The sequence below is a fragment of the Rhizobium sp. ARZ01 genome (genome assembly GCF_014851675.1).
In the GTDB taxonomy this organism is placed as follows: domain Bacteria; phylum Pseudomonadota; class Alphaproteobacteria; order Rhizobiales; family Rhizobiaceae; genus Mycoplana.
On record NZ_JACVAE010000005.1, the window covers coordinates 342,479 to 355,023 of the forward strand.

At 60.6% G+C, this 12,545-nt stretch carries 12 protein-coding genes; 7 read left to right on the forward strand and 5 right to left on the reverse strand.

Features of this window, described 5'->3' with window-relative positions:
* Positions 1 to 713 precede the first annotated feature (713 nt).
* From IB238_RS24190 to IB238_RS24210, 5 genes are all read right to left on the reverse strand, one after another.
* Positions 714 to 1,151 (reverse strand): VOC family protein, encoded by a 438-nt coding sequence (locus tag IB238_RS24190; RefSeq protein ID WP_192253356.1) that lies wholly within the window; start codon positions 1,149 to 1,151, stop codon positions 714 to 716.
* Positions 1,152 to 1,178: 27 nt separating this feature from the next.
* Positions 1,179 to 1,949: a glucose 1-dehydrogenase gene (locus tag IB238_RS24195; RefSeq protein WP_210333702.1), complete on the reverse strand. Its 771-nt coding sequence runs from the start codon at positions 1,947 to 1,949 to the stop codon at positions 1,179 to 1,181.
* A 6-nt stretch (positions 1,950 to 1,955) separates the two neighbouring features.
* A complete protein-coding gene (locus IB238_RS24200; protein ID WP_192253359.1) occupies positions 1,956 to 3,191 on the reverse strand; it encodes a dihydrolipoamide acetyltransferase family protein in 1,236 nt (411 codons plus the stop codon).
* A gap of 4 nt (positions 3,192 to 3,195) precedes the next feature.
* Positions 3,196 to 5,289 (reverse strand): dehydrogenase E1 component subunit alpha/beta, encoded by a 2,094-nt coding sequence (locus tag IB238_RS24205; RefSeq protein ID WP_348648295.1) that lies wholly within the window; start codon positions 5,287 to 5,289, stop codon positions 3,196 to 3,198.
* Between the two features lie 162 nt (positions 5,290 to 5,451).
* Positions 5,452 to 6,381 (reverse strand): LysR family transcriptional regulator, encoded by a 930-nt coding sequence (locus IB238_RS24210; RefSeq protein ID WP_192253362.1) that lies wholly within the window; start codon positions 6,379 to 6,381, stop codon positions 5,452 to 5,454.
* Positions 6,382 to 6,723: 342 nt separating this feature from the next.
* Here IB238_RS24210 and IB238_RS24215 point away from each other — a divergent pair, with 342 nt between their 5' ends.
* The 7 genes from IB238_RS24215 to IB238_RS24245 all read left to right on the forward strand — a co-directional run.
* The gene (locus IB238_RS24215) at positions 6,724 to 7,929 is read left to right on the forward strand and encodes an ABC transporter substrate-binding protein (RefSeq protein ID WP_192253365.1); all 1,206 of its coding nucleotides are present in this window, start codon (positions 6,724 to 6,726) and stop codon (positions 7,927 to 7,929) included.
* A 10-nt stretch (positions 7,930 to 7,939) separates the two neighbouring features.
* Positions 7,940 to 8,713: an ABC transporter ATP-binding protein gene (locus IB238_RS24220; RefSeq protein WP_192253368.1), complete on the forward strand. Its 774-nt coding sequence runs from the start codon at positions 7,940 to 7,942 to the stop codon at positions 8,711 to 8,713.
* On the forward strand, positions 8,710 to 9,423 hold the full coding sequence (locus IB238_RS24225) for an ABC transporter ATP-binding protein (protein ID WP_192253371.1): 714 nt from the start codon (positions 8,710 to 8,712) through the stop codon (positions 9,421 to 9,423). The genes IB238_RS24220 and IB238_RS24225 overlap by 4 nt, the downstream gene beginning before the upstream one ends.
* Positions 9,424 to 9,426: 3 nt before the next feature.
* On the forward strand, positions 9,427 to 10,311 hold the full coding sequence (locus IB238_RS24230) for a branched-chain amino acid ABC transporter permease (protein WP_192253374.1): 885 nt from the start codon (positions 9,427 to 9,429) through the stop codon (positions 10,309 to 10,311).
* A 10-nt stretch (positions 10,312 to 10,321) separates the two neighbouring features.
* On the forward strand, positions 10,322 to 11,266 hold the full coding sequence (locus IB238_RS24235; RefSeq protein WP_192253377.1) for a branched-chain amino acid ABC transporter permease: 945 nt from the start codon (positions 10,322 to 10,324) through the stop codon (positions 11,264 to 11,266).
* Positions 11,263 to 12,000 carry an SDR family NAD(P)-dependent oxidoreductase gene (locus tag IB238_RS24240; protein WP_192253379.1) on the forward strand — a complete coding sequence of 246 codons (738 nt, stop codon included), beginning with the start codon at positions 11,263 to 11,265 and terminating at the stop codon, positions 11,998 to 12,000. Before IB238_RS24235 ends, IB238_RS24240 begins: the two co-directional genes overlap by 4 nt.
* A gap of 79 nt (positions 12,001 to 12,079) precedes the next feature.
* On the forward strand, positions 12,080 to 12,545 hold a 466-nt coding region (locus tag IB238_RS24245; RefSeq protein WP_192253382.1), incomplete at its 3' end, for an FAD-dependent oxidoreductase.

Below are 12,545 nucleotides of genomic sequence, written 5' to 3' on the forward strand. Positions count from 1 at the left end.
TCCAACGCGCATCGTTGCGGTTGTGGCTGCGCGCTTATGAGTCTACGGCCTAGAGTGCGACATCCCCGTCGATCTTGGCATCGAAGTCAACGTCAATACTCCCAGCAACCCTGGCAGCCCTTCAAATACTTGGCCCTCAATCGCTTGCGCGCGGCGCTTGAACCATCTCATTCTTGCCACACCGCTGACATCTGCCTGTTGTGCTTGCCTGCTACACCTTCTCTGAAAGGTGTTCACCATGCACGATATGACTATGTCACAGGTCTTGCGAGACCCTATGATCAGGCAAATGTTGCGGGCCGATGGCACCAGCCTGAAATCCTTCGCGCGCCTTCTCAAAAAGGCTGCGGTGATCATGATCGCTGAGAAGGCGGCTGACACCATTCTGCATCAGGTTTAAGAGTGGTTGTCCCTTGCCTCCGAATGAAGGGAGATATGGATGAGCACCGGGGCAATGCGGTGCGCATGGTGAACCTTGTAGTAATGCCGCTGAACGACAACTGCAGGGATCATGCAGCGCTAGATGGGCCAACGGTTCGATTCCCATCAAGGCGATGAGATCGATGTGCTCACTATCTGATAACAGCGAAGCCGGTGGGCTAGCGCTGCGGCTGGCGCAACCGATCCGCCCATCGCTACCTAGAAGGCCAGCCATGGGCAGCATCAGAGCTTCGAAGCTGAGGGTGTGACTGGTGTGCGGCTCCTGGAATCCTTTACGGCGCTTGGATTAGTTCCAGCACCAGGCCCTCTGGGTTGCGCAAATAGGCGATGCGTGCTCCCTGGTTGGGGCCCGCGTCGATAACGATCACTTCGCCCATCGGTTCGAGGCCATGCTTGCTCGCTTTCGCGAGCGCAGCATCGATATCAACATTGAACCCGAGGTGCAGCGAACCGAGATCGCATGCGCGTGGCGCAAAGGCCTGGCGTTCATCTGGACCTGAATAGGCCAAAAGCTCGACGGTGCCGCCGCTGGCATTGCGCATATAGGCAATTTCGACGCGCGCCCCGGGTACGCCGATGACGCGTGAGATCAGGTCGGGATCGCGCGGCGCGCGCGAGACCAGTTCGAACTCGAATAGATCGCTGAACAGCGCGATGGAGCGGTCAAGATCGCCCACCGTGATACCGGTGTGGTTGAGCGTTACGGACATATGAACCTCCTCATGTTATTGCTCGCATCAATGGGCAAGATAGCCACCGTCGACCGGCAGGACATGCCCGGTGACCATGGCCGCCGCGGGCGAGACGAGATAGAGCACGGCTGCAGCCGCGTCGAGCGTGGTGGCGAAGCGGCCAAGCGGCATTGAGGCAAGCAGGCGCTCCTCCGTGCCTTCACTTTCGAGAAACTCGCGGTTGAAGTCGGTCTTGATCCAGGTCGGTGCGATGGCATTCACCCGGATACCCTCGCGCCCCCATTCCATGGCAAGGCCGCGCGTCAGGTTCACCATGCCGCCCTTGGAGGCATGGTAGGAGGCAATCGGGTAAAGCCCGCCGCCCGAAAGTGCCATGATCGAAGCGATATTGACGATGGCGCCGCTGCTGGCCCGCGCCATGTGCGGATGGGCAAGTCGACAACATTCGAAGGCCGCATCAAGATTGACGGCCATTGCCTTCCGCCACAGGTCTGGTGTCATTTCCACCGCAGGCCGGCGCTGCACTACCGCGGCATTGTTGACGAGGATGTCCAGGCGGTCGAAACGGGCCACCGTGGCGGCGAAGGCATTCGCCAGCGCCGCGTTGTCGGTGATGTCCGTCGTTTGTGCGTAGATGTCTGCCTGTTCAGCCGCTAGCGACGAGGCGGCGGCGTCCACCGCCGGCCCGTCACGGTCGAGAAGCGCAATCCGGGCGCCCGCGGCAGCGAGGAGCCGGGCGGTTTCCAACCCTATTCCTCGCGCAGCGCCGGTGACGAGTGCCACCTTGCCTGTGAGATCGAAAAGACTCCTGATCATGGGACCTCACGCCATCAGGAGCAACGGCGTTTCGATCAGGCGTTTCAGCTCCTGCAGGACCTTTGCCGCCGTTGCGCCATCTATCGCTCGGTGATCCACCGACAGTGTAAGCCGCATCCGCTTTATCTCCTTGGGGACACCGTCGCGGAGCGCAAGCTCTGTTTCGACGGCTCCGACTGCGAGGTTCATCGACTGCGGCGGATTGATGATGGCGGCGAAGGAGCTGACGCCGAACATGCCAAGATTTGAGATGCCAGCAAGTCCGCCTGTGTACTCCTCCGGCGACAACCGACCGGCACGGGCGCGCTCGATTGCGTCGCGGGCGGACGTCGCAAGCGCACCCGGCGAGAGCCGGGCTGCGTCACGCAGGATCGGGGTGATGAGCCCGTCGTCCAGCGCCACCGCAACGCCGATGTCGACGGATGTATGGTGAATCAGTCCTTCATCGCAGTAGGTGACCATTGCCGCCGGTACCCGAGAGATGGCGAGCGCCCAAGCCTTGGTCAACAGATCGTTGACGGTGAAGCGCGTTTCGCTATCCGCCGCCGCTTGGGCAGCGTTCAGTTCCGAACGCAGCGCCGAAAGGGCATCCACCTCGCAATGAGCCTCCAGATAGAAATGCGGCACCGTCTGCTTTGCCTCCACCAGACGCCGCGCAATCGTTCGGCGCATGGCTCCGTGCGGGACCAGCCGTGCGCCTGCAGGCAACTGTGCCTGAACGGCTGTTACGGCCGGAAGGGGCGTGGAGGGGACCACATCTGACGGGGATCTTTGCAAGGCCTGACGGGTACGTTCGGCTGCCTCGCGCACATCCTGCGCGAGAACGCGTCCTTTTGGGCCGGTTCCGCTCAGGTTTTCGACCCTGACGTCCAGTTCACGACCAAGCCTGCGTGCAAGCGGCGAACTGCGGAACGGCGGTTCGTCGCTTGCTACGGCAAGTTGCGCGATCGGGGCCGACGGTTCGGGGGGGGGTGGTGCTGCGGCGGGTTGGGCAACCACCTTGCCATCTCCGAGAACGGCGATGATGGTTTCCACCGGCACGTCCGCCGTGCCGCCTTCGATAAGAATGCGCTCAAGGACGCCGTCCTCCGGCGCCTCAATGTCGAGCGCGGCCTTGTCCGTTTCAAGTTCCGCCAGAAGGTCGCCTTTTCGGACCTTGTCGCCAACCGCGACGTGCCAGCAGACCAGCTTGCCGGACACCATCGAGGGCGATAGGGCCGGCATTACGATTTCGATCGCCATGGTCTCAGGCCTCCGCGCGGTTCGGTAGATTGCGGTGGCAGATGCGCCGCACGGCCTCGGCTATAGCCGCTGCCGTCGGTATCACTTCGCGCTCGAGTCTGTCATTGTAAGGCATGGGTACTTCGACCGCGCCAATGCGCTCCACAGGGGCGTCGAGCCAATCGAAGGCCTCCTCGGTGATTTGCGCGGCAATTTCGCCGCCCAACCCGCCGGTTCGCCATGCCTCGTGCACGACGATGCAGCGGCTGGTCTTCTTCACCGAACGTACGAAGCAATCCATATCCAGCGGTCGAAGGCTGCGCGGATCGATCACTTCGACACTGATGCCCTCGCGCGCCAGTGTATCGGCGGCTGACAGCGCACGTTCGACCATGGCCAGCGTTGCGATTACCGTGATGTCGGTACCTTCGCGCTTGATGTCGGCCTTGCCGATCTCGATTTCGTAGGGCTCTTCCGGCACCGGCGACGCGCCGCCGAGATACAGCAGCTTGTGTTCCAGGAACATCACCGGGTTGTCGTCACGTATTGCTGCGATCAGCAAGCCCTTGGCGTCGTAAGGGTTGGAGGGAGCCAGTACGGTCAGGCCGGGGATGTGGGAAAACCATGCTTCGAGTGATTGCGAATGCTGCGCAGCAAGCCGAATGCCGCCACCTTGCGGGCCACGGAATACGACAGGCACCGACGCCTTTCCGCCAAGCATGAACCGGAGTTTGGCCGCCTGGTTGACGATTGGATCCATCATGAACGTAACGAAGTCGAAGATCTGGATCTCCGCGATCGGCCTGCGGCCCGACAGGGCGGCGCCAACGGCCGCGCCCGAGATCACACCCTCAGAGATTGGCGTGTTGATGATGCGATCCCCCCCGAAACGATCGTAAAGGCCACGGGTAACGCCGAACGTGCCGCCTACCGGCCCCACGTCCTCGCCCATCAGGAAGACGCTGTCGTCGCCTTCGATCGACTGTGCGATGGCCTCGCGTACAGCTTCGACATAGGTGATGGCACGGCTGCCGGCTGCAGGCGGCGCCGGTGGCGTGCGCCGCGGCGCCAGAACCTTGTCGAACATGGTCTGTGCCGCGGGCTCTGGCGAGGCTTCGGCAAAGCGCACAGCATCCTCGATAGCCTCCCCAACCTCAGTCGTCAGAGATTCGTACTCCGCCTCTGGAACCTCCCAATCCTCGACCAGTCGTTTGCGCATACGTACCAGCGGATCTTCTTGCAGCCACTGTTGAATTTCCTCGTCGGCGCGATAGCCAAGCAGGTTTCCACGCATGGAATGATCGCCGTGACGATAGGTTAGCGCTTCGATCAGTGTGGGGCCTTCGCCGGCGCGCGCACGCGCGACGGCTTCCGAAACCGCTGCGTAGACGGCAACAGGGTCGTTTCCGTCTACCCGTTCTCCAGGGATCCCATAGCTCTGGGCGCGACCGGCTACGGATCCGCCCGCAGTCGCGTCGGCAAAGGATGTCGACATGCCGTAGAGATTGTTTTCGCACAGGAACACGATCGGCAGCTTCCAAAGCGCGGCCATGTTCAATGCTTCATGGAAGATACCTTCGTTCGAGCCACCGTCGCCGAAGAAGGCGATGCCCGCGTCATCCGAACCACGCTGCTTGGCGGCCAGCGCTGCGCCTACACCGAGTCCCATGCTTGCGCCGACGATGCCATTGGCGCCAAGAATGTTGAGTTCGATGTCGGCCACGTGCATCGAGCCGCCGAGTCCCCCGCAGATGCCGCCGATCCGGCCCAAGAGCTCGGCCATCATACCCTGGATGTCTGCACCCTTCGCAATGCAGTGACCATGGCCACGATGGTGGGTGGTGATGAAGTCATTCTTGCGAAGCGAGAAACAGGCACCGGCTGCGATTGCTTCCTGGCCGGCGGAAGAATGTGCCGTGCCCTTCACTATGCCGGCCTTGAAGAGTTCCTCCGTTCGGGTTTCGAATCGGCGAATAAGCAGCATGGTGCGGGCGAGTGCCAACATGTCGGCGCGGTCGAGCTGCGGTACGTTGCGCGACAGGCGCTGCGCCGTGCGGTCTGCGCTTTCGCTATAGAAGTTTTTGCCGACCTGGATGGCAGGCGCAGTTTTTGTGGCCACGGTTTCCTCCTCGGGGATGCATCGCAGCGCCCGCGTAGGCAGCTGCCGTGGGAGGACGAAACCATGTTTGACCCTGCAGGACAAAATCAAAGCGAGTATGCCTGACATAACCAATGATTATGTCTGCGCACTCAGAATTAGTTTATCGCATATCTCTGCGAGCTATTCGTCGGGCGGAAGTTCGGCTGTCAGCCACGTTCGCGTCTGTACGAGCCTTTGGGTGGCTTCGGCGATCAGTTTCATGAACACCCTCATCGCTGCCGAATGAGGTCGGTCGCGAGAGGTGGCGATGACCCAGGGCCAGCTCATGCCGGCAATAGGGGCAATGGAGATGTCGCCGCGCAGATAGGCCTGATACGTGGCGCTGTAGGGCAATATGCTGTGCAATCCGCCCCGTGAAACCAGATCCATGATGATGCTGTTAGTTTCAACGATGACGGGCGGATTGCGCGGCTTTGGGTGCGGCAGCAGCACATCGTCGACCACCCGGCGCAGACCGTTCGGATTCGGCGTCAATACGAGATCAAGCTCGCTCAGGAGCGAAACGGCCACAGGAGAATCCATTGATAGCCCTGCATCTGGTGGAGACAGCAGAACAAGCGCCTCGGTGCAGAGCGCTTGCCGGTCGAGGCCGCGCGAGGCCCCGTGATCGGAATAGAGCGCCAGATCAACGCGATGCGTCACGAGCGCTTCGCGCACGTTGACCGAGGTACCCTCCTGGATTTCGAGGCTGACATGCGGATAGCGGCGGTGAAACTCGGCCACAACGTCAGCGACAAGGAGTCCCCTGAGTGAATAGGCAGAAGAGATCCGCAACGTACCAGTGGGGATTGTCTCGGCCGCGATGATGTCTTCCTTGATGAGGTCCACGTTCTGCATGAGCGTGCGCACGTGATCGGCCAGCCGCAGGCCTGCGGGTGTCAAGGCTACCCCTCGCGGCCGCCGTTCCAGAAGGCGCGTGCCCAGTTCGTCCTCCAGCAGTTGCAACTGTCGGCTCAGCGCCGGCTGCGAGACATTGGCGTGCTCGGCTGCATGCGTAATGTTCAGCGTGTTGACCACATGCATGAAGTATTCGAGCTGGCGTATTTTCATCGTCTGTCCTGTCTACGCTTGTTCCCCTGCGGGCCACTGGGCGTCTTTGCGGGCTCGTTCACGCAATCGGACACCGAAAGACCACCTCGACACAGCCGAACGAACATCGTCTGCGGCTTGCCGCGAAATGCGTTGTCGTTATGTCACGCATGCGTATTATGTATTTTACATATAGCTGAGCGAATTTTACGGTCAATCCAGCAAAGGCGAATGCCGATGTTGACCTGCGCGGTGTGGTGGAGCATTTGCGCGAACTTCGCGGCAGCCACTTCCGGAATGCGGGTGGCTTGTGTCGATCAAACCGGCACGTCGGGGAGCGAGAACTCAATCGGGAGGACAATCATGAAATCTGTATCCAAGCTCATCCTTGCTCTAATGGCCAGCGCTGCGATCGGGTCTGCCAGCGTCGCGCAAGAAGCTCCTATCCGCGTCGCCCTGATGACCGATCTGGCAGGACCCACGTCGGATTATGGCGGCGCCGGGGGGATGGAAGCCATCAAGATGGCTGTTGAGGACATTGGCGGTTCCGTCAACGGTCGCCCCGTCGAGATCGCCTTCATCGACCATCAGAACAAGCCCGACGTTGCGGTGACGAAGGCGCGCGAGGCCTACGACAACGGCACCGACATGATCATCAATCTGTCGAACTCGGCTGCAGCACTGGGTGTGATGGAGATTGCCAAGGCGAAGAACAAGGTCGCCATCGTCACCGGAGCCGGGTCCAGTAAAATTACCGGCGAGGCGTGCTCGCCCAATACAGTACATTTCGCGTTCAATGCTCATTCGCTATCGACTGCTCCGGTGGAGGTGCTGACCAAGGGCGGTGACAGCGACTGGTTCCTGATCGTATCGGACTTCGCCTATGGTCTTTCGGTGGAAGGTGCCGTAACCGGCGCAGTCGAGTCGGCTGGCGGGAAGATCGTCGGCAACGTCAAACATCCTGCCTTCATGGCCAGCGACTTCTCCTCCTATGCGCTTCAGGCGATCTCGTCCGGTGCCAAGATTATCGGCCTATCGAACTCCTCCTCCGACACCACGAATTCGATCCGGGCATTGAAGGAGTTTGGCCTGGCCGACGGCCAGAAGATGGTGGCCTTCACCCTGCTGATCAATGAGATCCACGGTCTCGGTCTCGACCAAGCTTCGGGGCTTGTCTTCGCGGACGCGTTCTACTGGGATAGAACCGATGCGACGCGCGAATGGTCGAAGCGCTTCTTTGAGCGGGTCGGCAAAATGCCCAACATGGTGAATGCGGGGGACTATTCCGGTACCATGCACTATCTGCGCGCGGTCGAGGCCGCCGGTTCCACGGATGCCGAAAAAGTACTGGCCAAGATGCACGAAATGCCGGTCAACGACATGTTCGCCGAAAATGGCCGCATCCGCGAAGACGGCATGATGGTCCACGATATGTACCTCGTGTCAGTCAAGACGCCCGAGGAATCGAAGTATCCGTGGGACTACCTGAATATTGTTGAGACGATCCCGGCCGACAAAGCCTTTGTCCCGCTCGAGCAGAGCGCCTGCCCGCTCGTGAAGAAAGGCTAAGGCTGGGCTGATGACCTATGTCCTCGAAACGGTTGAACTCTGCAAGGAGTTCCGCGGGTTCCGGGCTGTCTCCAACGTCTCGATAAAGGTCCGGAAGGGCGATATCCACGCCCTCATCGGACCGAACGGCGCAGGCAAGACGACAGTGTTCAACCTGCTGACGAAGTTCCTGGAGCCGACCTCCGGCACTATCTTGCTGGAGGGGCGTGACATAACCCGCGAGAAACCCGCCTTGTTGGCGAGGCAGGGTATGGTGCGCAGCTTCCAGATTTCCGCCACCTTCCCGCACCTCACAGTGCTCGAAAACGTTCGAGTTGCGCTTCAGCGAAAATCCGCCCCCACTTATGCCTTCTGGCTGTCAGGGCGGGTGCTGCGTCGGCTAGATGAGCGCGCGATGGAATTGCTCGAGCTTGTCGACATGCAGGATTTCGCGGGAGTGAAGGCGGCCGACCTACCCTATGGCCGCAAACGCTCGGTCGAAATTGCAACGACTATGGCAATGGAGCCGCGCCTGATGTTGCTGGATGAACCCACTCAGGGCATGGGGCACGAGGATGTCGAGCGCGTGACACAGCTGATCAAGCGCGTGTCGGCTCATCGCACCATCCTGATGGTCGAACATAACATGAAGGTGGTCGCGGGCATTTGCGACCGCATTTCGGTACTCCAGCGAGGCTCAATCCTTGCCGAAGGCAGCTATGCCGAGATTTCCTCGGACCCCCGCGTGCTCGAGGCGTACATGGGAACCGCGGCCGAGCCGGAAAATGCTGGAGGCGTCGTATGAGCGAGACTGTCCTGTCTCTGAAAGACGTGAACGGCTGGTACGGCGAATCCCATGTGCTGCACGGCGTCAATCTCGATATCCGCCGAGGCGAGGTCGTTAGTCTCATTGGCCGCAACGGCGCCGGCCGTACGACAATCCTGCGCGCCATCATGGGCCTTCTCGAACGCCGCACCGGCAGGATCGAGGTAAAGAACGTCGACATGAGTGTTGCGCCTCCACACCGGCTGGCGCGGGCGGGGCTCGGCTACTGCCCCGAGGAGCGGGGCATCTTTGCAACGCTGACTTGTGAAGAGAACCTGTTGCTTCCGCCGGTGACGCGCGCTGATAGCGGCATGATGATGCCGCTCAGCGAAATCTACGAGATGTTCCCAAATCTCGCGGAACGCGCCGAAAGCCCTGGAACTCGGCTGTCGGGTGGCGAACAGCAAATGCTGGCGATCGCCCGTATCCTGCGCACTGGCGCGGACATCTTGCTGCTGGACGAGATCTCGGAAGGGCTCGCCCCGGTCATCGTGCAGACGCTCGGGCGCGTCATCCAGATGTTGAAGGCCCGCGGTTTCACGATCTTGATGGTCGAGCAGAATTTCCGTTTCGCCGCGCCGCTGGCGGATCGCTTCTTCATTGTCGAGCACGGTCGCGTCGTCAATGTCGTGCAACAGTCGGAACTCGCCGAACGCATGGACGAGATTCGCATGTTTTTGGGAGTGTGAGCGATGACCGAAATCTTTGGCGTTCCCGCTCAGGTCCTCTACGGCCAACTCCTCCTGGGTCTTGTCAACGGAAGCTTCTATGCACTGCTCTCGCTTGGCCTTTCGGTGATCTTCGGTTTGCTGAACATCGTGAACTTTGCCCACGGCACCATGTACATGCTGGGCGCTTTTCTTGCCTATCTTCTGCTGATGCCGCTCGGATTGGGCTACTGGTGGGCGATAGTCCTGGTGCCCATGCTCGCCGCAGGGCTCGGCATTGCCATCGAGCGTACGATCCTGCACCGCATATACCGTCTCGACAATATCTATGGATTGCTCGTTACCTTCGCGCTGACCATGATCATCGAAGGTATTGTGCGCGTCTACTTCGGTGTTTCCGGACTGCGCTATCCCGTACCGGCGTCGCTGTCCGGCATGATTGACCTCGGCTTCATGCGATTGCCGGTCTATCGGATGTGGGTGATCTTCGCAGCGCTCGGCCTGTGCTTGCTCACCTGGGTATTGATCGAACGCACCCGGCTCGGCGCCACCTTGCGTGCTGGTACCGAAAACCCCCGCCTCGTACAGGCCTTCGGCGTGAATGTGCCGCTCCTGGTGACGCTGGTGTTCGGCTGGGGTGTGGGACTTGCGGCTTTTGCCGGGGTTCTTGCCGCCCCGCTCATGCAACTTACCCCGCAGATCGGTCATTCGATCATCATTACCGTCTTCGGTGTGGTGGTGATCGGCGGCATGGGCTCCATTCTAGGTTCTATTCTGACCGGGCTTGCACTTGGCCTCATCGAGGGTGTGACCAAGGTCTACTACCCGGAAGCCTCCTCCACCGTGATTTTTCTCGTGATGATTTTGGTCCTGCTGATGCGCCCGCACGGGCTGTTCGGCAAGCAGTGAGGTAGCTGCGATGAAATCGACTGCTTTTATGGTGTTGGCGGGGATCGTCGCACTGATCGTTGCGCCCGCCGTCGTCTATCCGATGCTGATGGTGAAGCTTCTGTGTTTTGCAATCTTCGCCTCGGCCTTCAATCTCATGCTCGGCTACACCGGCTTGCTCTCCTTTGGTCACGCCATGTTCTTCGGAACCGCCGGCTACATCCTCGGCCTTGGAATGAAGCATCTGGGCTGGCCGCCTGAAATCGGCCTGCTCGCCGGCGTTGCCGGGGCTGCACTTCTGGGGCTCTTTGCCGGGGTAATCGCAATCCGCCGACAAGGGATCTATTTCGCCATGATCACCTTGGCGATCTCGCAGCTGATCTACTTTGTCGCCATGCAGATGGAGTGGACGGGCCGCGACGATGGACTGCATGGGATTCCGCGGGGCCGGTTGTTCGGGCTGGTCGATCTGGAGAACGACTATGCTCTCTATGGTCTGGTAGCGGTTTGCTTCGTCCTGGCATTGGCGGGTATCCACCGTATCGTCACGTCGCCTTTTGGTCAGGTTTTGACTGCGATCCGGGAAAACGAAGCGCGAGCGATCTCGCTTGGCTACGATGTCGACCGTTACAAGGTGTTGGCATTTGTGCTTTCCGCCGCACTTTCTGGATTGGCGGGTGGACTGAAGGCGTTGGCGCTCAACTATGAGTCGCTCAACGATTTGCACTGGTCGCTGAGCGGCGAGGTAGTGATGATGTGCATCCTCGGCGGGCTGGGAACGCTTTCCGGTCCAATCGCGGGGGCCTTCTTTGTGATCCTGCTACAGAATTTTCTGGCCGATAAGGTGGGAGAATGGCTCTCGGTCATTATCGGCTGCGTGTTCTTGTTCTGCATTCTTGCGATGCGCAAAGGCTTTGTCGGTGAGATCGCCGCCAGATTCCGAGTCACGAACCGCAGCGGGAGGGCAGCACAATGAAGGGACGATCAGCCATCGTGACCGGCGCGGGCCGCGGCCTCGGGCTGGTCATCGCGCAACGGCTGCTGGAGCGCGGCGCGCGTGTCGCCATCTGGGATGTGGATGGCGAGGCAGCGCGCGAAGCCGCCGAGCAGTTGTCCGACATCGGCTCCACGCACGCATGCGGCGTCGATGTGACGTCTCCTTCAGAAGTCGCCGCGGCACTCGCCTCGACACGAAAGATGCTGGGTGAGATCTCGATCCTCGTCTGCAATGCTGCCGTTCCCGGCCCCAACAAGCCGGTGTGGAAAATCGACGCCCAGGAATGGGAGCGGGTGATGACGGTCAACGTCACCGGCGCGTTGCTTTGCTGCCAGGCCGTCATCCCCGAGATGATTGCGCGCGGTTATGGTCGCATCGTCAACATCGCCTCGGTGGCGGGCAAGGAGCCCGGGCCCCAGATTGCGGCCTATGCGGCAAGCAAGGCGGCATTGATCTCTCTCACAAAGACGATGGGGCGCGAATTGGCGACCACAGGCATCACGGCCAACTGTGTGGCGCCGGGGGCGATCCGAACCCGCATCTTTGATGACTGGCCGGAAGCCTACGTGCAGGAGTTGTTGGGAAAGATCCCCATGGATCGATTCGGGACCGCCGAAGAACTGGCGGATCTCGTGGCTTTTGTCGCCTCACATCAGCTGTCTTTCTCGACCGGAGCTGTGTTTGACATGTCGGGCGGCCGCGCTGACTACTGAGCTAGTCTCCCCTCCAGAATGACCAACCATACACGAGGCTTGGTGCGGCACGAACCGGCCCGACCAATAGGATGAAGCTATGGTAGCTTACGACGTCATCGTTATCGGTTCGGGTCCTGGCGGCTACATCGCTGCGATCCGGGCTGCCCAGCTCGGGCTGAAGACCGCCATCGTCGAGCGGGAACATCTGGCCGGCATCTGCTCAAACTGGGGCTGCATCCCGACCAAGGCGCTGCTGCGTTCGGCCGAAATCTTCCATTACGCCCAGCATCCGGGCGATTACGGCATCAAGATCGACGGCAAGGTCACGCCGGACCTCAAGGCGATCGTCGCCCGTTCGCGCGGCATTGCAAGCCGCATGAACGGCGGCGTCGGCTTCTTGATGAAGAAGAACAAGGTCGACATCATCTGGGGCGAAGCGAAGCTGACGAAGCCCGGCGAGATCGTCGTCTCCAAGACCACCAAGAAGCCGGTCGAGCCGCAGGCGCCGCTGCCGAAGAACGTGCTGCCGGAAGGCACCTACACGGCCAAGCACATCATCATCG

Excerpts from the sequence above, each read along its gene's own strand:
- IB238_RS24190 (WP_192253356.1), bottom strand. The coding sequence starts at position 1,151 with ATGTCCGTAACGCTCAACCACACCGGTATCACGGTGGGCGATCTTGAC.
- IB238_RS24195 (WP_210333702.1), bottom strand. The coding sequence starts at position 1,949 with ATGATCAGGAGTCTTTTCGATCTCACAGGCAAGGTGGCACTCGTCACC.
- IB238_RS24200 (WP_192253359.1), bottom strand. The coding sequence starts at position 3,191 with ATGGCGATCGAAATCGTAATGCCGGCCCTATCGCCCTCGATGGTGTCC.
- IB238_RS24210 (WP_192253362.1), bottom strand. The coding sequence starts at position 6,381 with ATGAAAATACGCCAGCTCGAATACTTCATGCATGTGGTCAACACGCTG.
- IB238_RS24215 (WP_192253365.1), top strand. The coding sequence starts at position 6,724 with ATGAAATCTGTATCCAAGCTCATCCTTGCTCTAATGGCCAGCGCTGCG.
- IB238_RS24220 (WP_192253368.1), top strand. The coding sequence starts at position 7,940 with ATGACCTATGTCCTCGAAACGGTTGAACTCTGCAAGGAGTTCCGCGGG.
- IB238_RS24225 (WP_192253371.1), top strand. The coding sequence starts at position 8,710 with ATGAGCGAGACTGTCCTGTCTCTGAAAGACGTGAACGGCTGGTACGGC.
- IB238_RS24230 (WP_192253374.1), top strand. The coding sequence starts at position 9,427 with ATGACCGAAATCTTTGGCGTTCCCGCTCAGGTCCTCTACGGCCAACTC.
- IB238_RS24235 (WP_192253377.1), top strand. The coding sequence starts at position 10,322 with ATGAAATCGACTGCTTTTATGGTGTTGGCGGGGATCGTCGCACTGATC.
- IB238_RS24240 (WP_192253379.1), top strand. The coding sequence starts at position 11,263 with ATGAAGGGACGATCAGCCATCGTGACCGGCGCGGGCCGCGGCCTCGGG.